This window comes from Nigerium massiliense (assembly GCF_000826085.1).
Classification (GTDB): domain Bacteria; phylum Actinomycetota; class Actinomycetes; order Propionibacteriales; family Propionibacteriaceae; genus Propioniciclava; species Propioniciclava massiliense.
In genome coordinates, this window is sequence record NZ_CCYM01000002.1 from 228,401 (window position 1) to 252,520 (window position 24,120).

Genomic DNA, 24,120 nt, shown 5'->3' on the forward strand with positions numbered 1-24,120 from the left:
GTCTCTCGTCACCGCCGCTGCCCTGACCGCGGGCTGCAGCGCGTCACCGAGCCCCTCCTTGTCGCCCGTGGTGACCTCGAGCGCGACGCTGGTCACGAACTCGCAGGATCCCAAGAACCTCCGCGACGGCGGGACGCTGCGGGTGCCGATCCTCAAGTTCCCGACGCAGTGGAACCCGTTCGTCGCGGCCGCGGACGCCGACACCCGGAGCGTCCTCGACGCGGTGCGCCCGCGCGTCTTCGACTTCGCCGGCGACGGGACGCCCACCCCCGACCCCGACTTCGTCACCTCTGCGGACGCGACCCACGACGGCAAGACCGTCGCCACCCTCGCGCTGAACCCCGAGGCCGTCTGGGGCGACGGGGCGCCGATCACCGCGGGCGACTGGGTCGCCACGTGGACGTTCCTCACCGACCCGCCCGCCGGGGTCGACGTAGCTCGCCCGGCTGGCTTGACCGACGTCGAGTCGGTGCGCCAGGGCGAGAACGACCACCAGGTCGTCATCACTTACAGCGGCGTCGAACCGGACTGGAGCCAACCCTGGGAGTACGGTCCACTGCGGGCGGCGTCCGTGGCGAACGCGGAAGCGCGGGCCGGCTGGAGCACGTTCCATCCCGAGTGGTTCGCCGGGCCGTTCACGATCACGCACATCGACCGGCAGCAAGGGCTGGTGACCCTCGAGCGCAACGCGCGATGGTGGGGAACCCCGCCCCGGCTGTCGACCATCACGTTCCGCACCATCCAGCAGCAGGCCGAGGCGGCCGCGTTCGCCAGCAACGAGTTCGACATCTTCGACGCGACCGGGGAGCCGTCGGCGCTCGCGCTGGCAGGTCAGGCCGAGGGCGTGACCGTCCGCTCGGCGGAGGGCCGCGCCGGTCGCGAACTCATCCTCCAGACCGCCGACTCGCCCCTGGCCGACCAGAACGTCCGCCAGGCCGTGCTCCGGGCGCTGAACCGCGAACGTCTGGCGGACGCGGTCTCCGAGTCGGACCAGACCCAGGCCACCGTCTGGAGCAACCACCTGCTGCTCACCAACCAACCCGGCTACTCCGACCAGGCTGAGGGAACCGGGCTCGGCTACGACCCGCAGGCCGCCGGCACGCTGTTGTCGGACGCCGGCTGGACGCTGCAGGGCGGTCACCGCGTCCGCGATGGGCGGCCGCTGCAGCTGACGATCAACGCGTCCGGCGGTGACGAGCGCGCCGCCAGCGAAGCCGCCCGCATCACCTCCGACCTCGCCGCAATCGGCATCACCGTCGAACCGACCGCCGGGGCAGCCGACCTGTCGGTGAAGACCGTCACCGCATCCCGGTACCCTTTGGCCGACCTCGGCGCCCGGGTGACCGAGCCTGCGGACCTCCACGAACTCGCCGCCCGCGTGCAGGCCGAGGCCGATCCGGCGAGTCGGGTCGACCTCGCCAACCGGACGGCCGCCGGGTTGTGGCGTCGAGCCGACACCATCCCGCTGTATCAGGAGCCGCAGATCGTCGCCGTGAAGTCGGAGCTGGCGAACCTGGGGGCTGACGGTTTCGCCAGCGTTCCGTGGTCCGACGTCGGCTGGAGCCGCTAGTAGAGTTCTCCCGGCTTTGAGGCGGGAGAAGGGACACGGCAATGGCTTTGTGGCGGCTGCACGGCGACGGGACACTGCGGCCGGGAGATGTGGTCGCGCCCGGCGAGCGGCTGACCTGGGGCAAGACCATCGGGCTGGGCGCCCAGCACGTCGTGGCGATGTTCGGGGCCACCTTCGTCTTCCCCCTGCTGATGGGCCTCAACCCCCAGCTGGCCGTCATGATGTCCGGCGTCGCCACCCTGATCTTCCTCGCCGTGGTCCGGGGACGGGTGCCGTCGTACCTGGGCTCGTCGGCGTCCTTCGTCGGGGTCGCGACGGCGATCTACTCCCGCGGCGGTAATCCCTCCCACCTGTCCGGCGCGATGCTATGGGTCGGCCTCACGCTCCTGGTCGTCGGCCTGATCATCCAGGCCGCCGGGGCTCGGGTGATCCACCGCGTCCTCCCGCCCGTGGTGACCGGCGCGGTCGTCATGCTCATCGGATTCAACCTCGCCCCGGTCGTCGCCCAGACCTACTGGCCGCAAGACCAATGGATCGGTCTGATCGTGATGGTCGTGGTCGTCGTGCTGAGCGTCGGCGTGCGCGGCTTCATCGGCCGCATCGCGATCTTCCTCAGCCTCATCATCGGCTACCTGTTGAGCTGGATCTTCGACCTGGTCTTCGGCCCCATCACGTCCTTCGACCCCGCCGCCGGCAAGGTCACCACCCACCCGCGCGTCAACTGGGACGCCGTCGCCTCCGCCGACTGGTTCGGGCTGCCGCCGGTCACCGACCTCAGCACCTGGCAGTGGCACTCGAGCGCGAACGTCGTCGGCTTCCACGCCCCCACCTTCGATCTCGCGTTCATCGTCCTCGCGCTGCCGGTCGTCATCGCGCTCATCGCCGAGAACACCGGCCACGTGAAGGCGGTCGCCGAGATGACAGGGACCAACCTCGACCGCGAGATGGGCCGCGCGATCGCCGCGGACGGCGCCACCTCCGTGCTGGCCACCGCGCTCGGCGCAGGCCCGACCACCACCTACGCCGAGAACATCGGCGTGATGGCCGCGACCCGCGTCTACTCCAGCGCCGCCTACGTGGTGGCCGCCGTGGTGGCGATCCTGTTCGGATTCTCCCCCAAGTTCGGCGCCGTGATCTCCGCGACCCCGGGCGGCGTCTTGGGCGGCATCACGGTCGTGCTGTACGGCATGATCGGCCTGCTCGGCGCGAAGATCTGGAAGGAGAACGGGGTCGACTTCGGCAACCCCGTCAACCTGGTTCCTGTCGCTGCCGGCGTCATCATCGGCATCGGCGACGTCTCGCTCGTGATCGGCGGCTTCACGCTGTCGGGCATCGCGTTCGGCACGATCGTGACCGTGCTCGTCTACCACCTGGCGCGCTCCCTGGCCCCGGCCGAGCTCCGGGACGATGCCGAAGGCGCGGTGCTCATCGTCGACCGGCCGGGCGCCTACCGCGACGAGGATGAATCGCCTTCTGAGAAGGCCTGACACATCGTTCCTATCGTGGTGGCATGAACAGACCGGCTTGGGCAGAGACCAACGACCTGCTGCGCGATTACTACGACAACGAATGGGGCCTGCCCGTGCGCGACGCGCAGGGCGTCTACGAACGCATCGTCCTGGAGGGGTTCCAGTCGGGGCTGTCATGGGAGACGGTGCTGCGCAAGCGGCCCGCCTTCCGCGCGGCCTTCTCCGGCTTCGACCCCGCGGCGGTGGCGGCGTTCACCGAGCGCGACGTCGAGCGGCTGCTGGCCGACCCTGGCATCGTCCGCAACCGGCGCAAGATCGAGGCCGCGATCACCAACGCCCGCGCCACCGTGCGACTCTCCGAAGACGGCGACGACCTCGGGGCACTCGTCTGGTCGTTCCGGCCGGACGATCCCACCCGCCAGGGCGACGGCACTGACGCCGCAGCGACCACCTCGCCGGAGTCCGTGGCGCTCGCGAAAGAGCTGAAGCGGCGCGGCTTCGTCTTCGTCGGGCCGGTCACCATGTACGCGCTGATGCAGGCGATCGGCATCCTCGAACACCGGCGGTGACCCGGCTCGGAAGGCCAGGGGCGACGCCGGGCCCCGGGACCCCTGGTCCACCGTCTGGCTTTCCCCGCCTGAGTTCGGGGCACACTAGGAGGAGCGCCTCGCTGCCTCCGCGCGGCGCCACGCCCGACGACAGGAAGCAGCACGTGTCTCACCCCGCCAGCCCCCAGCCCACGCTCGAGACGAGGGACGCCTCGCCCGGCGGCGCGCCGCGCCGGTTCGGGTGGACGCTCCCTGCGGTCGTCGCCGTGGCCGCGCTGGCGCTCGTCGTGGCGAGCGCGTCCTACCTGGTGGGGCAGCCCCCCCTGCCCGGACGCATCCAGGCCGACACCGTGACGACCTACACCTCGGCGGTGGCCGACCTGGTGGCCCGGCTGTCCGCTCTCCTGACTCTCGGCCTGTTCGCCGGCGCCGCGCTGTTCACCCCGGCCGAGCCCGATGGCACGGTCGGCTCCTCGGCCGAGCGCCTGGTGCGCTGGTCCGGGCGCTTCGGCCAACTGTGGTTTTGGTCGTCGGCGCTGCTGACGGCCGCGAACACCGCCTTCGTCAACGGCGTCCCGATGGGCTACGTGCTCAGCCCGCAGTCGTGGTGGACCTTCCAGTCCGTCACTCCGTCGGGGCTGGCCTGGCTCGCCTCGGCGCTGGTGGCCCTCGGCGCAGTACTGATCTCGTTCGGCACGCGTCGGCTCGGCGCGTTCGCCGGCTGGCTCGTCCCGGGCGTCCTGTCGCTGACCTTCGTCGCGGTGACCGGCAACGTGACCGTCGGGCACAACCACGACTGGGCGACGGACGCCGCGATCGTCGCGAGCCTGACGCTGGTGCCGCTGGCCGCCGCCGCGATCGGCGCGTTCGCCCGCTGCCGCGACGCGGGACCCGAGCTCCGCGCGGATGCGCTTCGGCGCTACGACCGGCTCGCGCTGCCGTTGGCGTCCGTGGGGCTGGTGGCGCACGCACTGATCGCCTGGCAGGAGCTCGCGGGCGTCTCGCCGCTGGCCACGGCGTTCGGCCTGCCCACCCTCGGGTTCTTCGCCTGCCTCGTGCTGCTGATCGTCGCCTCGCTGCGCCGCCGGATCAGCGGCGGGCGCCCGGCGTCCGGCGGGACGCCTGCGCGCGCCGCCCTCGGCGTCGACGTTGCGATCTGGGTGGCGTACACGGCGTTCCGCACCGTGGCGAACCACATCCCGCCGCCGAGCTTCCTGATCCCGCAGAGCATCCAGATCAACTACCTCGGCTACGAGGTGCCCGACCCGGTCACGATCACCCGGCTGATCCTGCCCGGACGATCGAACCTGCTGTGGCTCACGCTGGTGATCGTCTGCATCGGCGCCTACCTCGCCGGGGTGCGCCGCGTCCGCCGGTCCGGCGGACACTGGCCCGTCGGCCGGACGATCTCGTGGGGCCTCGGCTGGCTGCTGACCCTGTTCCTCGCCACCAGCGGGCTGTGGGAGTACTCCACGGTCGTCTTCAGCTGGCACATGTTCGTGCACATGACCGTCAACATGCTGGTGCCGGTGCTGTGCCTGCTCGGGGCGCCCCTCACCCTGGTCGAGGCGGCGTCTGCCGGACGGACGACGGGCGGGCTGCCCTCCGCGTCCGATCTCGTGACGTCGGTGACGGAGAACCGGCTCGTCCAGCTGTTGCTCAGCCCGCCGCTGGTCTGGCTGGCCTACGTCGGGTCGCTGTTCGCCATCTACTACACGCCGCTGTTCCCCTGGCTGATGCGCTACCACTGGGCGCACCAGCTGATGCTGCTGCTGTTCATGGTCACCGGTTACGCGTTCTTCAACATGCTCATCGGGATCGACCGGCAGTACTGGCGCATGCCGCACCTGATCAAGCTGGCATTGCTCATCAGCATCATGCCGTTCCACGCGATCTTCGCCGTCGGCATCCTGTCGTCGCAGAGCCTCATCGGCGCCGACTTCTACCAGGCCATCGACGTCGCCTGGGTGGGTAATCTCATGGCTGACCAGAACGTGGCCGGCCAGATCACCTGGATCCTCGGCGAGGTGCCGATCGTCGTCGTGATCATCGCGCTGGCCACCCAGTGGTTCCGGCAGGATCGCTCGGAGTCGACGGAGTACGACCTGTCGGAGCAGGAGACCGAGGACGACCAGTTGCACGCGTACAACGACATGCTGCGCGAGCTCGCCGAGCGCGACGCTGACGAGGCGCGCCGCCGTCGCGCCAACGAGATCGGGCTCAAGCCGTGACCGGCACCGTCGCCACGCCCGATTCGGGGGTGCTCGACCAGCGGGTGGAACTCGACATCGCCGGCATGACGTGCGCCGCGTGCGCGTCCCGCATCGAGAAGAAGCTCAACAAGATGGACGGCGTCACCGCCACGGTCAATTACGCCACCGAGCGCGCCGTCGTGATGGGGCTGCCGCGCGAGCGCGCGGATGAGGCGGTCGCCACCGTCGAGAAGGCCGGCTACGGGGCGTCCCCGGTGATTGCCGGCGAAGAGACCTCGTCGTCGAACGACCGCATCACGATGCTGCGGAACCGGCTCATCGTGGCCGCGCTGCTCACCGTGCCGCTCGGCGACCTGGCCATCGTGCTGGCCCTGGCCCCGCAGATGCGGTTTCCGGGATGGCAGTGGCTGCTGATCGGGTGCTCGCTGCCGGTGGTGTTCTGGTGCGCGCTGCCGTTCCACAAGGCGGCCTGGCGCAACCTGCGGCACGGTTCGACCAGCATGGACACCCTGGTCTCGCTCGGCGTGCTGTCGGCGTTCACCTGGTCGGTGGTCTCCACGATTCTGGGCGATCATGCCGGGCAGGGCTACTGGGTCGGCTGGGGCATCGCGCCCGCGGGCGCCGACACGCTGTACCTCGAGGTCGCCTCGGCCGTCACCACGTTCCTGCTGGGCGGCCGGTACATGGAGGCACGGTCGAAGCGGTCGGCCCGCGGCGTCCTCGAGGCCCTGGGCCGGCTGGCACCCACCACCGTCTGCGTCCTCCGCGATGGCGTCGAGCAGGTCGTCCCGATCGGCTCGCTGAAGGTGGGCGAGCGCTTCCTCGTGCGCCCCGGGGAACGGGTCGCCACCGACGGCCGGGTCGTCGTCGGCTCGTCGGCGATCGACGCGTCCATGATGACGGGCGAGCCTGTGCCCCAGGAGGTCGGGCTCGACGACCGCGTCCTCGGCGGCACGATCAACACCACCGGCGCGCTCATCGTGGAGGCCGAACGCGTCGGCGCGCACACCCAGATCGCGCAGATGGCCGCGACCGCCGAGCAGGCCCAAGCGCGCAAGGCGCGCGTGCAGACGATGGTCGACAAGGTGGTCGCGGTCTTCGTGCCCGCCGTGCTGGTGCTGTCGGTTCTGACGCTGGCCGGCTGGCTCGTGGCCGGCGGCGGGCTGCGGGCGGCCTTCAGCGCGGCGCTGTCGGTGCTGATCATCGCCTGTCCCTGCGCGCTGGGCCTGGCCACGCCGATCGCGCTGATGGTCGGCGTCGGACGCGGCGGCCAGCTCGGCATCCTGATCAAGGGCCCGGACGCGCTGGAGGCGTCCGGCCGCATCGATACGGTCGTCCTCGACAAGACCGGCACGCTGACGACGGGGACGATGACCCTCGAACACGTCCGCGTGTTCGCCGACGCCCCGGTGAGCGATCGCGCCTTCCTCACCGCGGTGGCGAGCGTCGAGCGGCACTCCGAGCACCCGATCGCGAAGGCCATCGTCCGAGGCGCGCAGGAGGCCGGGGTGGCCGCCGACGCCTCCGTCGCCGACGTGTCCGCGCTGCCTGGCGAGGGCGCGACGGGCCGCGTCCACCTCGACGGGTCGATGCGGGAGGTGCTGATCGGCAGCGCGGCGCTGCTGGCGTCCAGGGGCGTCGACCTGCCGCCAGAGGCGGCCGCCCTCGCCGACGAGGCCGCCGACCAGGGTCGGACGGCCGTGTTCGGGCTCATCGACGGCACCGCCGCGGGCGCGCTCGTCGTCTCGGACGCGATCAAGGACTCCGCCGCCGAGGCCGTCGCCCGGCTTAAGGGGCTCGGCCTGCGCACGGTGCTGTTGACCGGCGATCGGCAGCGCGCCGCCGAGGCCGTGGGCGCCCGGGTCGGCGTCGACGAGGTGATCGCCGAGGTGTTGCCGACCGACAAGGCGGCCACGATCGAGCGGCTCCAGGCCGACGGCCGCCGCGTCGCGATGGTCGGCGACGGCATCAACGACGCCGCGGCACTGGCGACGGCCAACCTGGGGCTCGCCGTCGTGACCGGCACGGACGTGGCGATGAAGTCGGCCGACATCATCCTGGTGCGCCGCACGCTCGACGTCGTCCCGGACGCGATCGAACTCGCGCGCCGCACACTGCGCACGATCAAGGGCAACCTGGTGTGGGCGTTCGCGTACAACGTGGCCGCGATCCCGCTGGCCGCCGCCGGGCTGCTGAATCCCCTGATCGCGGGCTTCGCGATGTCCCTGTCCAGCCTCTTCGTCGTGACGAACTCGATGCGCCTGCGCCGGTACGGCACCCGGTCCGCCTGACGCCGTTCGACGGCCGGTGTCGGACCGGAGTCGACCGCCCAGGGCGGCCGCCCGACGTCGTCGCTGCCGGCGGGCCCCCAGCCGTGCTCCGGCCACGGTCGGCGGCCGGGCGCCCTGCCCCTGGCGTGTTCGCCCCCGCAGGGGGCAGGCTTACCCGTGTGAACAAGGTGACCCTCGCCACCACCCTTGCCCCGCTCGCCGGTGTCGCCGGGCTGGTAGTCCAAGACCTCCTCCAGAAGAACCACTCCCTGCGCCGCAACTTCCCGATCATCGCGCGCCTGCGCTACGGACTGGAGGCCATCGGCCCCGAGTTGCGCCAGTACATCGTCACCAGCAACGACGAGGAGCGACCGTTCAGCCGCGACCAGCGCCGCTGGGTCTACTCGTCGGCCAAGGGCGAGAACAACTACTTCGGGTTCGGCACCGACAACGACACCGAGAACCAGTCGTACACGATCGTCCGGCAGCGGACGTTCTCCGATGTCGCCCCGGCCTCGCCCGTCCATGACGGCAAGGAGGCCTGGGTGCCCAGTGCCAAGATCCTCGGCGGCCCACGCGGACGCCGGCGTGCCTTCCGGCCGGACTCCGTCGTCAACGTCTCGGCCATGTCGTTCGGCTCGCTCAGCCCGCAGGCCATCCAGGCGCTCAACCGCGGCGCGAAGCTGGGCGGCTTCATGCACAACACCGGCGAGGGTGGCCTGTCCGATCACCACCGCCAAGGCGGCGACCTCATCGTCCAAGTCGGGACCGGCTACTTCGGCTGCCGGGACGCGGACGGGAACTTCGACCTCGGAAAGCTCGTCGAAGTCGTCGAGTCTGCGCCCGTCAAGGCCGTCGAGATCAAGCTCAGCCAGGGCGCCAAGCCGGGCCTCGGCGGGCACCTGCCCGGCGCCAAGGTCAACGCCGAGATCGCCCGCATCCGCGGCGTCGAGGAGGGCAAGGACGTCGCCAGCCCGTCACGGCACTCGGCGTTCCACAACGTCGACGAGATGCTCGATGTTGTCGAGTCGATCGCCGAGGCCACCGGGCTACCGGTCGGCATCAAGTCGGCCGTCGGCGAGCTCGCGTTCTGGGAGGAGTTGACCGAGGCGATGGCCGACGGCTCTCGCGGCGTCGACTTCATCACCATCGACGGCGGCGAAGGTGGCACGGGCGCCGCGCCCCTGGTGTTCTCCGACCACGTGTCGTTCCCGTTCCGCGTCGGCTTCACCGAGGTGTACCGCATCTTCGCCGAGCGCGGCCTGTCCGACCGGGTGACCTGGATCGGCTCCGGCAAGCTCGGCCTGCCCGAGAACGCGCTGGTGGCGTTCGCGCTCGGGGCTGACATGGTCAACGTCGCCCGCGAGGCGATGCTGGCGATCGGCTGCATCCAGGCCCAGCGGTGCCACACCGACCACTGCCCCACCGGGGTCGCGACGCAGAACAAGTGGCTCGCCCACGGCCTCGACCCGACGCTGAAGGCCGAGCGGGTGGCGTCCTACGTGAAGACGCTGCGCCGTGATCTGCTCAAGGTGTCCGAGGCGGCCGGCGTCAGCCACCCGGGTCTGCTGAGCACGGACGACATGGCGATGATGGACGGCGACCGCCGTTTCGCCTCATTGCGGGACACCTATCGCTACGAGGCCGGCTGGGGCGTCCCCGGCCCGGAGATCACCGCGGAGATCCATCGGCTGATGGAGACCCAGCGGGGAAGGCACGCTTCCGCTGAGGAGAGTGTCGTCCAGCACGAGCCGCTGCCGAACGACGAGGATCAGGGCCTGGACGCCTGAACCTCGTTGCCCGACGGGACGTTCGCCTCGTCGGGCCCGGGATCACCTCCGCCGAGGCCGACCTCCACCGCGTCGCACTCGACCAGGATCGCGTCCTCGTCGACCGAGACCGCCACAGCGAGCGTGTCGGCCACCCGCCGCGCGGCGTCACGCAGCCGTCGGCTCGAGCCCACGGCTGGATTGACGATGGAGATCGACCCGCGCCGCGCCCCCACGGCGTGCCACTGGGCCGTCAGCACGGTCCCCCGCTGGGCGCAGGCGAGGGCCTCCGCGACCAACGAGGCGAAGCGGTCGCGATCCGCGGCGGGCATGGAATCCCGGACGGCGACGGACACGCGGGCCCCCCGGACGCGGGCATCGGTCAAGGCGGCCCCAAGGTCGGGCGTCATCAGCGGCGCGGCCACCAGCCAGTCGCGGGTGGACGCCTCCGTGAGGACCAGTCCGGCACGTTGCTCCGGGGTGAGCTCCACGCCCTCGGCCACCAGTTGAAGCGACGGGACGGCCGTGTTCAGCAGCCGCTGGCGCCGCAGCTCGGTCTCCGCGCGAGCCTCTTCCTCCTCGACCTCGGCCACGCGCAGGTCGCCCATCTCCCGGGACTCCTCTCCGAGCTGCTCGGTGAGCCTGTTCAGCGAGCTCCTGACCAAGAGGCACAGGGCCACGGCGATGCCGGCGGTGCCGTAGTTCCACAGCAGCACCTCCGGGTGCACGACGCCGAACCTCGTCAACTGCGCGGCGACGTCCACCACGGCCATCCCGATCAAGAGCGCCGGCGCTAAGCACGGGCGCCGCTGGAAGGAGAGTGCCCAGAGCATCGCGATCGCGGCCCCGCCCCAGAAGTACCGGTTGTCGAGGGGAAGCGGATCGACGAGATCGAGCGTCATGATCCAGGGGACGGCGAGCAGTGGCAGTGCGATGAACGGCTTGCAGCGATGGTTCTCGGGCACGACGACCGCGGCGATGCTGATGGCGAGCAACGCGGCGTCCACCGCCATGAGGACGCCCAGGTCGATGAAACTGGATGGATACACCATCACCACAAGGATGTGCATCCACGACAGCACCAGCGCGGCCATCAGCGCCGGCTGCAGTGCGTTCTCGTCCCAGGCGATCTCGTGCTGGGCGGCGAGGTCGTGCTCGGTCCAGGTCAGCGTGACGACAGTGCCCGCCCCGGGGCGCGAGTCGATGCGCGCCTCGCCGCCGATCGAGATCATCCGTTCCCGGATGCCGAGCTTCAGCCCCGCCCTCGACTGCGGGCTCTTCGCGGGGTCGAACCCGCGTCCGTGGTCGGTGACCGTGACGGTGACGGAATGCCGCTCGCGCTCGAGATGCACCCACGCCTCCTTCGTGCCGGAGTGCCGCGCCACGTTGGTGAGCGCCTCGGCGACCGCGGCGCCCAGGGTCTCGCTGACGTCGGGCAACCGGATGTGCCCCTGCCGAGTGAACGTCAGGGTGAGCCCCAGCCGCTCGGCGGTGGCGCGCGCCACGTCTTCGACCGTGTCGACGACGTGCGCCTCCCCCGTCCACTCGAGCGCGCCCAGTGCCTCCTGGGCGAGGCTCTGGGCGTTCCCGGACGGGTGCGCCTCCCGGTAGCCGAGCTGCAGCGCGCCCAGCACCTTGTCGTGCACGAGTCCGTCCCACCGCCGGCGCTCGTAGATCCGGCGGCTGCGCCGCGCGACCGACCCGCGCAGCTGGACGCCGCGCAGGCTGGATTCGTGCGCCACCCTCGCGACGCCCTGAGCCAGAAAGGTGAGCTGCTGGATCGAGAAGACCACCAGCGTCATCAGCAGCGCCTCCGAGATCGCCACCCGAAGATCGGCGTGGGCGAACCACGAGTTCAAGCCGATGATGGGCCCGCAGATGACCACGGCGACGATGCCCCAGCGCCTCCCGAAGAGGAAGGTGGCCGAGGCGAGTGGTCCCACCAGCACCAGTTCGAGGGCCGACGTCTCGCGCGGCCGCGGGCCCTGGGCACTCAGCGCCAGGTCGGCGATGACGCCCACCAAGGTGATCGCCGAGAAGACGCGCAGCCACGTCAGCCCGACTTTGCGGAGCCAGAAGTCGATGCCGGCCCCGACCAGCGGGATCAACAGCACGATGAGGGTGACGCGAGTCAGCGTGGTGGCCGCGTCGGCATGGTGGCGCAGCGTGAGCGCACCGAGCGCCCACACCGCCCAGCAACCGATGAGCACAGCGGCCTCCAACGCCCTACCGAGCACGTTGTCCCTTGCTGGCACGAACACCCCCCATCTGCACGGTCCCCCCCCGGCACACCTGCCCCGGGGTCCCCTATGATGCCCTTTCCGTGAGCCCGCGCTCGGGACATCTTGTCCCCGCATCGTGGGGCTTGTCCCGCCCAGGGCACGTCTCCCCGTGTCGCGAAGCGATTGCTGGCTTTAGCTCGCTCTCACTACGTCTGCTGGCCCCAGAGGCAGGTGGCCGTCCGCTGCGGTGTCTCGGGGAGCCTGAAGCTCGACGAGCACGGCGTCCTCGTCGGCCGAGACCTTCACGGCGAGGGCGCCGCGGGCCTGCGACGCCGCCTCGTCGAGTCGGGCGTCGACGTCGCCGCGGACGGGATTGATGACCGTGATCGTGCCCCGGCGGTCTCCCTGGGGGTTCCACTGGGCGGTCACCTCGCTGGCCCCGTCGGCGCTGGACAACGCCGCGCTGAGCACCGAGCGGAACTGCGCGCGCTCCTGCGGTAGGCCGCTGTCCTTGGCCGTCAGCCTCAGGCGGACGCCGCGACGGCGGGCGTGGCGCAGTTCGCACTCGAGGGACTCGGTCATGACGGGCGCCGCGACCAGCCAGTCGCGCGTGGACGCCTCCACGATCACGAGCTCCGCCCGCTCGGCGGGCGAGATGGGGCCGCCGGCCGCGAGCATCCGCAGCTTCGGCACCACGTCCACTGTCAGGCGCTCCCGGCGCAGCTGCGCCTCGGAGCGGGCTTCTTCGTCGGCCACGGTGGCGAGGTGCAAGTCGCTGGCCTGCTTGGCGGACAGGACGAGCATCTCCTTGAGCCGGTCGAGCGCGACACGCATCAGCGTGCACAGCGTCACGGCGACGACGGGCAGCGTGTAGTTGTAGAGCAGCACCCCGGGGCGGACCGCGCCGAAGACGGCCAGCTGCGCCACGACGTCCACGACGACGGCCGACCACAGGATAGCGGGGGAGACCCAGCGCCCCGACCGGTACGAGAGCACGGCCAGCACGGCGGTCATCGCCCCGCCCCAGAAGTAGCGGTTGTCGAGCGGCACGGACGTGCTGAGGTTCGCGGTGAAGAGCCAGGGAAGCGGTATCAGGGCCAGCGCGCTCGCCGCCGCCCAGCGGGAACGTCGGATCGCCAGCGCACACACCGTCACGAGCACGATGACCGCCGAGCCGGCGGCGAGGATCCCCAGGTTCCGCACCCCCTCGGGGTGGACGAATCCCGCCAGCATGGCCGTACCGGACAGTGCCAGCGCGCTCCACAACGCGGGCCGCAGCTGCCGGTCGTCCCAGCTCACCGTCGGAGGGTCACAGAGCGGCTGATCGCGCCAGATCAGCGTGACGACGGTTCCCCGGCCCGGCGCAGAGTCGATGTGGGCCTCACCGCCGACGGACGCCATCCGCTCGAACACGCCGACGCGCAGGCCGGCACGTCCGACGCCGGTCTTCCTCGAGTCGAAGCCGCGGCCCTCGTCCCGCACCCGGACGGTCACGGTGTGGTCGTGACGGATCAACTCGACCGAGGCGCGGTCGGTACCCGCGTGACGCGCGACGTTGGTGAGCGCCTCGGCGACCGCGGCGCCGACGGTCTGCGTGACCTCGGTCTCGTAGAGGTAGCCCTGCCGGGTGAACGTGACGTCGAGCCCCAATCGCAGGGCGGTCTGGCGCGTGATGTCCTCCACCGAATCGGCGGAGCGGTCGGCCTCCACCGATTCGAGCGCCCGGAGCGCCTCGACCGCCAGCGCCCGGGCGTTCGCGGACGACTCGCCCTCGCGGTAGCCGAGCTGCAGCGCGCCCAGCACCTTGTCGTGCATCAGGCCGTCCCAGCGTCGTCGCTCGTAGAGCCGCCGCGTCCGGCGGGCGATGGGTTCGCCGAGCACCACCTGGCGGTCCGCCGACGCCGTCATGCCGGCCATGACCTTGCGGGTGAGCTCCCACAGGCTGCAGACGGCGACCACGATCGACGAGATGAACAGCGCGTCCAGGATCGCCATGGTGAGATCACGGAACGCCACCCACGAGAACAGCCCGTACAGCGGGCCGCCGATCAGAGCGGCGAGGTGGCTGCCGCGGCGTCCGAAGATGTAGCAGGACGCACCCAGCGGCGCCACGAACACGTAGGCCAGCGCCGGAAGCTCGGCGGGCGGGAGGTGATCGGCGAAGAACAGCATCGTCAGGCAACCGATGAACGTGACGATCGAGTAGACCTGCAGCCCGATGCGGGAGGACGGACGGCGGTGGTAGAGCACCGTCGTGGCGATCAGCAGGAGCATCAGGACACCAAGGAACCCGACCGTCACGCCGACGAGGGCGGGCGTGCTGCGGTCGACGTCCAGCGCGAAGGCGCCGAGGAACCATGTGCACCAGCAGGCAGCGACGGCGGCGGCGCCACTGGCGCGGCCGAGGACCCGCGCTTGCCTTGTCACAATCCCCCTACCAACCCCTCAACTCACCCTGAGTATCGAGTTGGGTGTCGCTATCATGTCATCCCGGCCGGTCAGAGCCAACCCTTTGTCCCCCTTTACCGGGACAATGGGCGTACTTCACCCGATGGGCCGACCGGCGTCAGGACCGCTCGGGAAGGTCGTAGGCCCCGACGATGTCGAGCGTCGCCCGATCTGCCCGGCCGCCGTAGAAGCGGTCGAGGACGCGACCGAACACCGGCTCGTCCGGAGCCGCCAAGGCGAAGAGCGTCATCGACGAGCGGAGCTTCAGGGCGTCTATCCCGCCGAAGATCTCCTCAGCCCCGCGCTGCTTCCCTGTTTCCGCGGCCGCGGCGGAGATCTCGATCAGGCGCGGCCCGAGCACCCGATGGGCCAGGTAGGCGGACGCCTCGTCCAGCCCGCTCACGGCGTAGCGCTGGGCCATCGGGCTGCTCCCGAGGCCGGCTACCTGCGGGAAGACGAACCACATCCAGTGCCCCGTCTTGCGCCCGCGGCGCACCTGCGCCAAGGCGTCCTGGTAGGTGCCCGCCTGGGCCGAGACGAAGCGTTCCAGTCCGAAGGGATCTGTCATGCGCGCATTCTTGCCGCCGCCGCCAAGTCGCGACAGGGGCCGCACCCCCGTGTCAGGCGGCCCAGTCGCCGAGCGCGCCCTCCAGGCAGCCCAGGCACGCCGCGATCACAGCCTCGCGTTCGTCGCCGGGGCAGCCGCGCTCCGCCCACAGCGCGCAGGCATGGTCGACGAAACCGGCGTAGCCGTCCACCGCGTAGGCATGGCGCGCCCACTCCCCCGAGCCCAGCCAGCTGCGCAGCTGCGCCGTGCGCTCGCGCTGGGCCGCACGCCGGGCCTGCGTGGCCTCGCGCGGCTCCTCCGCGCCGAGCGTCGTGGCCGCCCAGGCGTCCGGCTGCTCGGCGACGTGGTCGAGGTAGACCTCCAGGGACGCCCGGACGCGATCGCGCGCGGACACGTTCGGCGGCAACGCCGCATCCGACGCCCGCTGCCGCTCCTCCACCTCGGCCAGGAGTCGCGAGAGCACGGCCGTGTACAGCCCCGCCTTGCTGCCGAAGTAGCGGAAGACCAGCGCCGGGGACGCCTCGGCGGCCTCCGCGACATCGTCGACGGAAACCTTCCCGTACCCGGACGCGGCGAACAGCCGGCGCGCGGCGTCCAGGATGGCGACCCGCCGGGTGTCGGCGTCGAGCCGCCGCCGAGGAGATCGATCGACGCGGGGTTTCATAGGCCGGAGCCTATTCCTCACCCACAATGACGCGGCAGTTCCGGCGGCCTGGCTCTACGGTGGAGACGAGCGTCCCGGGAAAGGATCACCATGGACAGCTACGACATCGTCGTCATCGGAGGCGGGCCGGTGGGCGAGAACGCCGCCGACTACGCCATTCGCGGGTCCGACCGCACCGCTCTGCTCGTGGAGGCCGGACTCCTCGGCGGCGAGTGCTCCTATTACGCGTGCATGCCCAGCAAGGCGCTACTGCGCCCGCTCGACGTCGCGGAGACGGCCAATCACCTGCCCGGCATCCGGCCCGACGTGACGGTGGACCGGGACGCGCTGCTCGCCCGGCGCGACGATTGGGTCTCGCACTACGACGACGCCGGGCAGATCAGCTGGGCGGAGGGCGCCGGCATCGAGGTCGCGCGCGGCCGCGGCCGACTCGCCGGGGAGAAGCTCGTCGAGATCACCGCCGCCGATGGCGGCGTCCGCCAGGTCGAGGCCCGGCTGGCGGTCGTCATCGCGACCGGGAGCACGCCGATCATCCCGAGTTCCCTGGAGCCTGTGCTGCCGTGGACGTCGCGGGACGCGACCGGCGTGCGCGAGGTGCCCAAGCGCCTCGCCATCGTGGGCGGCGGCGTGGTCGCGTGCGAGTCGGCGCGGTGGCTGGCTGCGCTCGGCGCCGAGGTCACGATGCTGGTGCGGTCCGAACGCGTGCTCGCGGACGCCGAGGAGTTCGCGTCCGAGGCCGTCGCCCAGGGCCTTCGGGAGGCGGGCGTGGACGTCCGGCTGAACACCGAGGTGACCCAGGCCACCCGCGAGGACGCCCGCGACACCGGCCTGGGGCGTCCGCACGGAGGGCCGGTGACCCTCACCATCGGCGAAGAGACCGTCCAGGTGGACGAGGTGCTGGCCGCCACCGGACGCCGACCCGCCACCGACGACCTCGGCCTCGACACCCTCGCCCTCGGCCCCGAGGATCTGGACGATCCTGAGCAGCGGCCCTCGTGGCTGCACACCGTCGGGGACGCCTCGGGCGACGCGCCGCTCACCCACTGGGGCAAATACCGTGCGCGGCAGTTCGGCAAGGAGCTCGCCGCCCGCTGCGAGGGACGCGAGCTGCCGCCCACGCCCGCGTTCGTTCCGGTGCCGCAGGTGGTGTTCAGCAGCCCGCAGCTCGCGTTCGTCGGCAAGACGGAGCGGCGCGCCAAGGCACTGGGCCGGCGCGTTCGCGTCCTCGACGCCGACTACGGAGCCGTCGCCGGGACGGCGCTGCTGCGCGACGACGCCGCCGGCCACGTCCGGCTCGTGGTGGACGCCGACACCGACGTGCTGCTGGGCGCCACCTTCCTCGGCCCGGACGTCGCCGAGCTGCTGCACTCGGCGACCGTCGCCATCACCGGCGGCCTCACCCTCGACACCCTGCAGCACGCGGTCGCGAGCTACCCCACGGCAGCGGAGGTGTGGCTGAACCTGCTGGAGAACCAGTAGGGCCTCGAGCATGCCCGCGGTCGGCAGCGGCAGCGTCGCTCCCTGCCCCGATCGGGACAGCAGCGCAGACCGTCTCACAGTTATACCCCTGGGGGGTATATGATGGACGGCATGGAGAAGCACGAAGACCATGCCGTCCCGCAGCACGGTCCCGGGACCCAGCCGGGACGAGGGGGTCGCGACAGCGATCACGGGCATGACGCGCATCACCTGAATCACGAGAACCAGGGGCATGGCGCGCACCATATGAACCAGGGGAACGGCGAGCACCATCCGAACCACGGGCACGACGAGCATCACCCGAACCACGAGAACCACGGCCACGGCCACGGCGAACACCACCCGAACCACGAGCACGGCGTCGACCACATGGGTCATACGCAGCACGGCGGCCACGGGCACGGCGACAACCAGATGGGGCACGGCGGCCACGGGGACCACGTGGCGATGTTCCAGCGGCTGTTCTGGACGATGCTCGTGGTGGCGATCCCGGTCGTCGGGTTCAACGCGATGTTCGCGAACCTGCTCGGCTACCAACTCCCGGACGTCCCCCTCGTCGGCTGGATCTCGCCCGTCCTCGGCACCGTCATGTATCTCTGGGGCGGGCGACCGTTCCTGACGGGCGCGATCGACGAGATCAAGTCCCGCCAGCCCGGCATGATGCTGCTGATCGGGATGGCCATCACGGTGGCGTTCCTGGCGTCCTGGGGGTCGACGCTCGGCGTCCTCGACAGCCAGCTCGACTTCTGGTGGGAACTGGCTCTGCTGATCGTGATCATGCTCCTCGGGCACTGGATCGAGATGCGCTCGCTGGCCCAGACGTCCTCGGCGCTGGAGTCGCTGGCCGCCCTGCTGCCCGACGAGGCAGAGAAGGTCGAGGGCGACGCAATCGTCCCGGTTGCCCCGTCCGATCTGCAGGTCGGCGACCTCGTGCTCGTCCGGCCGGGGGCGTCCGTCCCCGCCGACGGGCGCATCGTCGCAGGGTCGGCCAGCATGGACGAGTCGATGGTCACCGGGGAATCGAAGACCGTCACCAAGGGCGAGGGGGACGCCGTCGTCGCCGGCACCATCGCCACCGACTCCGGGCTGCGCGTCGAGGTCACGGCGACCGGCGATGACACCACACTGGCCGGCATCCAGCGGCTCGTAGCGGACGCCCAGTCGTCCTCGTCGCGGGCCCAGCGCATCGCCGACAAGGCCGCGGCTTGGCTGTTCTGGTTCGCGTTCGGCGCCGCGGTCATCACCGCGATCGTCTGGACCGCGATCGGACGCCCCGACGAGGCGATCGTCCGCACCATCACCGTGCTCGTCATCGCGTGTCCGCACGCGCTCGGCCTGGCCATCCCGCTGGTCGTCTCCATCGCGACGGAGCGGGCGGCCCGCGGCGGCGTCCTCATCAAGGACCGACTGGCGCTCGAATCCATGCGCACCGTCGACACCGTCCTGCTGGACAAGACCGGGACCCTGACCAAGGGCGAGCCGGCCGTCACCGCCGTCGTCACCACGCGCGGCCGCGGCGAGGACGAGGTTCTCGCCCTGGCCGCCGCCGCCGAAGCGCCCAGCGAACATCCGCTGGGCCGGGCCATCGTCGCCGCCGCCCAGCGCCGGGGCGCGCAGATCCCGCGCGCGGACGACTTCTCGTCCGCCCCCGCCGTCGGCGTCCGCGCGACGGTGGACGGCACCCTCATCCGCGTCGGCGGCCCCGCCCTCCTCGAGAAGCAGGGCGTCTCCGAGCTCCCCGAGGTCGAGCCCTGGCGCGCCGAGGGCGCGATCATCCTGCACGTGCTCGCCGGAGACGAGGTGATCGGCGCGCTGCGGCTCGCCGACGAGGTGCGGCCGGAGTCCCGGGAGGCGATCGACGCGCTGCACAAGCTCGGCATCCAGGTCGTCATGATCACCGGCGACGCGCAAGCCGTCGCCGAGAGCGTCGCCGGCGAGCTGGGCATCGACCGGGTCTTCGCCGGCGTCCGGCCGGAGGACAAGGCGGACAAGGTGTCCGAGCTGCAGCGCGAGGGACGCAAGGTCGCGATGGTCGGCGACGGCGTCAACGACGCCCCCGCGCTCGCGCAGGCGGACGTCGGCATCGCCATCGGCGCCGGCACGGACGTCGCGATCGGGACGGCCGGGGTGATCCTGGCGTCGTCCGATCCGCGGTCGGTGCTGTCGGTGATCGAGCTGTCGCGCGCCGCCTACCGCAAGATGGTGCAGAACCTCTGGTGGGCCGCGGCCTACAACCTGATCTCTGTGCCGCTCGCCGCGGGCGTGCTCGCGCCGATCGGGTTCGTGCTGCCGATGAGCGTCGGCGCGCTGCTGATGTCGGCCTCCACCGTGGTGGTGGCGCTCAACGCGCAGTTGCTCCGCCGCCTCGACCTCTCCCCCGAGGCCAGCACGCGCAGCGTCCTGCGCCACTGATGGTCGACCGCGAGCGCCCTCAAGGTGACTTCCTCGAGCAGACACCGGTGACCGTCGAATGCGCCGCGGCGGCGGGGCTCGCGAGGAACCCCGCCGCTGCGGCGCGTTTCGATGTGCGGGCCCCGCGGGGCGTCCGCCAGGAGGTCAGCCCTCCGCGGGCTCGTCGACGGCCACCATGTGGGTATCGACGGCGTCCAGACTGCGGCGGCGCAGCGCCAGCACCAGGGCGCCGGCGAGGAACGCGCCCACGGCGACCCAGTACGGCACCGCCGCGCCGAAGGACGCCGCGATGATCCCGGCCAGCGCCGAGGAGACCGCGCCGCCCAAGAAGCGGACGCCCGAGTAGGTGGACGACGCGACCGAGCGCGGCAGATTCGTCGACTCCATGACGGCCTCGGTGAGCACGGTGTTCACCACGCCCGACGCGGCGCCGGAGCACACCACGACGGCCACCAGCAGCCAGTAGTTCGCGATGCCGAGCGCGGCGATCGCCAGCAGCACAGCAAGGACGACCATGACGCCCGTCAGCACCGGGCCGCGCCCCCACCGCTTCGTCAGGCGCGGCGCCACGAGCACGCCCGACAGCGCCACCAGGGTGCCCCAGCCGAAGAACACCAAGCCCAGCTGCAGGGCTCCGACGGTGATGCCGATGCTGTGCGCGGCGCGCGTCAGCGGGAACGGGGAGTATGCCAGGATCGAGAAGAAGCCGTAGTTGTAGAGGGCGGCGACGGCGGCGAGCGTCATCAGGACGGGATGGCGCAGCGCTTGGCCGGTCACCGACATCGGGATCGGCTCGGGGCGTTCGGCCTTGTCGAGCAGCACGACGATGGCGATGAAGCCGATCGCCATGAGCGCCGCCGTCCCGAAGAACGGGCCGCGCCACGACCAGGAGCCGAGCAGGCCGCCCAGCAGGGGGCCGCAGGCCAGGCCGACGCCGAGCGCGGCCTCGTAGAGCATGATCGCCGAGTCGACGCCGCCGGCCGCCGCGCCCACGATCGCGGCCAGCGCGGTCGAGATGAACAGCGCGTTGCCGAGGCCCCAGCCGGCACGGAACCCGAGGATCGTGTTCACGTTGTTCGCGAAGCCGGCGCCCGTGGCGGTCAGCACGATCAGCACCAGGCCGATCAGCAGGGCGGTCTTCGTGCCGATGCGGCTGGACACCCAGGACGTGAAGAACATCGCGATGCCGGTGATGAACAGGTAGCTGGTGAACAGCCACATCGCCTGGCTCGGGGTGGCGTGCAGCTGCTCGCTGATCGCCGGGAGGATTGGGTCGACGAGGCCGATGCCCATGAACGCCACGGTGCAGGCGAAGGCGACGGCCCACACGGCCTTGGGCTGGCGCAGGATCGAATCGGGGGTCTGATGGTTTTCTTCGGTGCCGTCGGGCACCAGGTCCACGTCGTGGTCGTTGGCTGGGCGGGACACGTTCCTCACTTTTCTGGGTCGGCTGGGCTGGACGTTTCGTGGGTGCCCGCGGCAAGCAGGTCACGGACGAGGGACGCCGCGGCACGCAGGTGCTCGAGGTCGTCCGGACCGAGCGCGGAGATGCCGGGCAGCAACCGGGCGACGGCGAGCTCGCGCAACTCGCGCAGCCGTCGGCGTCCCGCGTCGGTCAGGCTGAACCGGACGGCGCGCTTGTCGTCGGGATCGGCGGATCGCTCGACGAGGCCCGCCGCGACGAGGCGGTTCATCTTCGCGGTGGCGGTGGGCTGGGTGAGCTGGTCGAGTTCGGCGAACTCCCCCAGCCGCAGCGACCCGTGCTCGGCCAGCATCGACAGCGCGCGCCAGGTGGCGGCCGTGTCGGCCGGGCCGTGCCGCCGTACGTAGCGGGTCAGGCGGGCCGCCTGGACGATGAGGCTCATCGCAACCTGCTCCTCGGCAGCCGCGGTGACCTCGTGCTCGGGGATTCCCACGGAGAGCAACTATATAGATCGTCTATCTATCTAGCAACTTTCACGACATCGAGACGACCCCGGGGGTTGTCAGAGCAGGAAGAAGCCGAGCAGCCCCGCGACGATGACCACCGCCCAGGCGGGGACCTTCCACTGGGTCAGCGCCACGAAGGCGGCCACCGCGACGGCCAGCGTCGCCGGCGACGTGACCCCCTGCAGGAACACCGGGTTGTACAGCGCGGCGCCCAGGATGCCGACGACCGCAGCGTTGACGCCCATCAGGGCGCGACGAGTGCGGTGCGAGCGGCGCAGCCGATCCCAGAACGGCAGGACGCCCAGCACCAGCAGCCCGGCGGGCAGGAACATCGCCACCAGCGCGATCGTCGCGCCGGCGATGCCGGTCGGCCCCGTCGTCGTGGACGCCCCGAGGAACGCCGCGAACGTGAACAGCGGTCCGGGCACCGCCTGTGCGGCCCCGTACCCGGCGAGGAAGGCGTCGTGGCCGACCAGGCCGGTCTGCACGGTCCCCGATTCCAGCAGCGGCAGCACCACGTGGCCCCCGCCGAAGACCAGCGAGCCGGCGCGGTAGAAGACGTCCGCCAGCCGCAGGCCGGGGTCGCCCGTCACGGCGACCGCCACGGGCAGCAGGAGCAGCAGCGCGACGAACGCCACCAGCGCCCCGATCGCCAACCCCCGGGGCACCTGCACCGGGAACGACCCGCCCTCGCCGGCGTCCTCGGACGCCTCCCGGCGCAGCCAGAAGAAGCCGAGCAGCCCGCCGAGCACGATCGCCGCGACCTGGACGGCCGCGTTCGGCACCAGCAGCACGACGATCATCGCCAGCCCCGCGATGGTCGCGCGCTTGGCGTCCGGGGTGAGGCTCTTCGCCATCCCGAGGACGGCCTGGGCCACGACGGCGACGGCCGCGGCCTTCAACCCCGCGAGCCAGCCGCTGCCGGCGGCGTCCCCGAGCGCGGCGACGCCGTAGGCGAACGCGACCAGCACGATGGCCGAGGGCATCGTGAACGCGAACCAGGCCGCGAGCATCCCGCCGAGCCCGGCGCGCTGCAGCCCGATCGCCATGCCGACCTGGCTGGACGCCGGGCCGGGCAGGAATTGGCACAGGGCGACGAGGTCGGCGTAGACGCGGTCCTCGAGCCACTTGCGGCGCTCGACGAACGTGTCGCGGAAGTAGCCCAGGTGCGCCACGGGACCGCCGAACGAGGTCAGCCCCAGACGCAGGAACACCCCGAACACCTCGGCGATCGTGCCGGGGTGCCGGCGCGCGGTCACAGCGCCCACGTCGTCTGCGCGGGCACCCGGCGCAGCACCTCGCGTCCCTCGTGCACCGACAGCAGGACGTCCGGGTGCGTCCGCACCACCGCGGTGTCGTCGGCGGCGTCCAGCACCAGCAGGCTGGCGAGGCGTCCCTCCTCGATGCCGTAGCGGTCGGCCAGGCCGAAGTTGGTGGCGGGGTGCAGGGTCAGGAAATCGAGCGCGCGGTCGAGGTAGGCCGGCGTCAGCATGTGCCCGACGTGCAGCGCGACGTCCAGGACGTCGACGAGGTCGCCGTCGCCGAGCGGATACCAGGGGTCGACCATGGAGTCCTGGCCGAACGCGACCGGCAGCCCGAGGTCGTCCAGGTCGCGGATGGGCGCGACGCCCCGCGGCACGGGCTGGCCGAAGCCTCGTCCCTGCAGTTGCAGGTTCTCCTTGGGGTTGATGACGAACCCGAGACCGGCCTCCTTGAGCTTGGGCAGCAGCTTCGCCATGTACCCCGGGTTGTAGTAGCCCATCGCGACGGCGTGGGCGACCGTGACGCGGCCCTGCATCCCGCGCTTGGTGGTCTCGGCGGCCATCACCTCGACGAAGCGGGACTGCTCGTCGTCGATCTCGTCGCAGTGGATGTCGAGGCGGGCGCCGAACTCCTCGGCCAGGTCGAACAGGTACTGCACCGAGCGGACGCCGTCCTCGCGGGTGGGCTCCAGGTGCGGGATGCCGCCGACGACGTCCGCGCCCCGCTCCATCGCGGTGCGCATCAGCTTGTCGCCGCCGGGGTAGGCGTAGACGCCGTTCTGCGGGAACGCGATGAGCTCGAGGTGGCACCACGGCTTGATCTCTTCGCGGAGCTCTAGCAGGGCGTCGAACGCGGTGAGCTCGGGGTCGGTGACGTCGACGTGCGAGCGGATGTAGCCGACGCCGTGGGACGCCAGCGACCGGGCGGCCTCGCGCGCATTGGCGAGGATCTGGTCGCGGTTCTGCAGGCCCTGGGCCTTGCGCTCGCCCCAGATCTCGATGGCCTCGAACAGCGTCCCGGAATCGTTGACGCGCGGCACGCCGGCGGTGTTGGCGTAGTCGAGGTGGACGTGGTTCTCGAGGAACTGCGGGCAGACGAGGCGTCCCTCGGCGTCGAAGTCGCCCTGCGACGCCTGGGCGCCGTCGCCGGCAGGGGTGAGGGACGCGATCGTGTCGCCCTCGATGCCGATCGTCCACAGGCCGTCGCGGCCCCTGATGCGCGCGTTCGTGACCTGCATGGGCTCTCCTTCGCGGGGGTCCCCAGGGCCTGCGGCGTCCCCGGGGAACGTGGGTTGGT

At 71.4% G+C, this 24,120-nt stretch carries 16 protein-coding genes; 8 read left to right on the top strand and 8 right to left on the bottom strand.

From position 1 onward, the window contains the following. Window positions 1-67 precede the first annotated feature (67 nt). From BN1187_RS02535 to BN1187_RS02560, 6 genes are all read left to right on the top strand, one after another. Window positions 68-1,570 carry an ABC transporter family substrate-binding protein gene (locus BN1187_RS02535; protein WP_157754726.1) on the top strand — a complete coding sequence of 501 codons (1,503 nt, stop codon included), beginning with the start codon at window positions 68-70 and terminating at the stop codon, window positions 1,568-1,570. A gap of 41 nt (window positions 1,571-1,611) precedes the next feature. Further along, window positions 1,612-3,057 carry a uracil-xanthine permease family protein gene (locus tag BN1187_RS02540; protein ID WP_040158434.1) on the top strand — a complete coding sequence of 482 codons (1,446 nt, stop codon included), beginning with the start codon at window positions 1,612-1,614 and terminating at the stop codon, window positions 3,055-3,057. Between the two features lie 23 nt (window positions 3,058-3,080). Beyond that, window positions 3,081-3,608 carry a DNA-3-methyladenine glycosylase I gene (locus BN1187_RS02545; RefSeq protein WP_052462203.1) on the top strand — a complete coding sequence of 176 codons (528 nt, stop codon included), beginning with the start codon at window positions 3,081-3,083 and terminating at the stop codon, window positions 3,606-3,608. Window positions 3,609-3,751: 143 nt separating this feature from the next. Then, window positions 3,752-5,818 carry a cytochrome c oxidase assembly protein gene (locus BN1187_RS02550; protein ID WP_040158438.1) on the top strand — a complete coding sequence of 689 codons (2,067 nt, stop codon included), beginning with the start codon at window positions 3,752-3,754 and terminating at the stop codon, window positions 5,816-5,818. Continuing rightward, window positions 5,815-8,091 (top strand): heavy metal translocating P-type ATPase, encoded by a 2,277-nt coding sequence (locus BN1187_RS02555; RefSeq protein WP_040158441.1) that lies wholly within the window; start codon window positions 5,815-5,817, stop codon window positions 8,089-8,091. The genes BN1187_RS02550 and BN1187_RS02555 overlap by 4 nt, the downstream gene beginning before the upstream one ends. A gap of 158 nt (window positions 8,092-8,249) precedes the next feature. Next, on the top strand, window positions 8,250-9,860 hold the full coding sequence (locus BN1187_RS02560; RefSeq protein ID WP_040158444.1) for an FMN-binding glutamate synthase family protein: 1,611 nt from the start codon (window positions 8,250-8,252) through the stop codon (window positions 9,858-9,860). On the opposite strand, the gene BN1187_RS02565 is transcribed toward BN1187_RS02560, so the two are convergent. From BN1187_RS02565 to BN1187_RS02580, 4 genes are all read right to left on the bottom strand, one after another. Next, window positions 9,842-12,094, bottom strand: coding sequence for a sensor histidine kinase (locus tag BN1187_RS02565; protein ID WP_162182369.1), 2,253 nt, complete (start codon window positions 12,092-12,094; stop codon window positions 9,842-9,844). The two genes, BN1187_RS02560 and BN1187_RS02565, sit on opposite strands and share 19 nt — an antisense overlap. Window positions 12,095-12,253: 159 nt before the next feature. After that, window positions 12,254-14,488, bottom strand: coding sequence for a sensor histidine kinase (locus BN1187_RS02570; RefSeq protein WP_040158449.1), 2,235 nt, complete (start codon window positions 14,486-14,488; stop codon window positions 12,254-12,256). Between the two features lie 139 nt (window positions 14,489-14,627). Further along, window positions 14,628-15,077 (bottom strand): DUF1810 domain-containing protein, encoded by a 450-nt coding sequence (locus BN1187_RS02575; RefSeq protein ID WP_040158452.1) that lies wholly within the window; start codon window positions 15,075-15,077, stop codon window positions 14,628-14,630. Between the two features lie 52 nt (window positions 15,078-15,129). Further along, window positions 15,130-15,741, bottom strand: coding sequence for a TetR/AcrR family transcriptional regulator (locus tag BN1187_RS02580; RefSeq protein ID WP_040158456.1), 612 nt, complete (start codon window positions 15,739-15,741; stop codon window positions 15,130-15,132). 90 nt (window positions 15,742-15,831) lie between these two features. On the opposite strand from BN1187_RS02580, the gene BN1187_RS02585 reads away from it, so the two are divergent. Next, window positions 15,832-17,220: a dihydrolipoyl dehydrogenase family protein gene (locus BN1187_RS02585; RefSeq protein ID WP_040158460.1), complete on the top strand. Its 1,389-nt coding sequence runs from the start codon at window positions 15,832-15,834 to the stop codon at window positions 17,218-17,220. Between the two features lie 246 nt (window positions 17,221-17,466). Beyond that, on the top strand, window positions 17,467-19,632 hold the full coding sequence (locus BN1187_RS02590) for a heavy metal translocating P-type ATPase (protein ID WP_052462205.1): 2,166 nt from the start codon (window positions 17,467-17,469) through the stop codon (window positions 19,630-19,632). A 144-nt stretch (window positions 19,633-19,776) separates the two neighbouring features. Here BN1187_RS02590 and BN1187_RS02595 read toward each other — a convergent pair whose 3' ends face one another. The 4 genes from BN1187_RS02595 to BN1187_RS02610 all read right to left on the bottom strand — a co-directional run bounded on the left by BN1187_RS02595 (window position 19,777) and on the right by BN1187_RS02610 (window position 24,061). After that, window positions 19,777-21,060, bottom strand: a complete 1,284-nt coding sequence (locus BN1187_RS02595) for an MFS transporter (RefSeq protein WP_235750556.1) — start codon at window positions 21,058-21,060, stop codon at window positions 19,777-19,779. 5 nt (window positions 21,061-21,065) lie between these two features. Further along, window positions 21,066-21,548, bottom strand: coding sequence for a MarR family winged helix-turn-helix transcriptional regulator (locus BN1187_RS02600; protein WP_147675050.1), 483 nt, complete (start codon window positions 21,546-21,548; stop codon window positions 21,066-21,068). A gap of 69 nt (window positions 21,549-21,617) precedes the next feature. Next, complete coding sequence (chrA, locus tag BN1187_RS02605) at window positions 21,618-22,820, bottom strand: chromate efflux transporter (RefSeq protein WP_040158463.1); 1,203 nt, start codon at window positions 22,818-22,820, stop codon at window positions 21,618-21,620. Continuing rightward, window positions 22,817-24,061 carry an amidohydrolase family protein gene (locus BN1187_RS02610; RefSeq protein WP_040158464.1) on the bottom strand — a complete coding sequence of 415 codons (1,245 nt, stop codon included), beginning with the start codon at window positions 24,059-24,061 and terminating at the stop codon, window positions 22,817-22,819. Before BN1187_RS02610 ends, chrA begins: the two co-directional genes overlap by 4 nt. Between the last annotated feature and the right edge of the window lie 59 nt (window positions 24,062-24,120).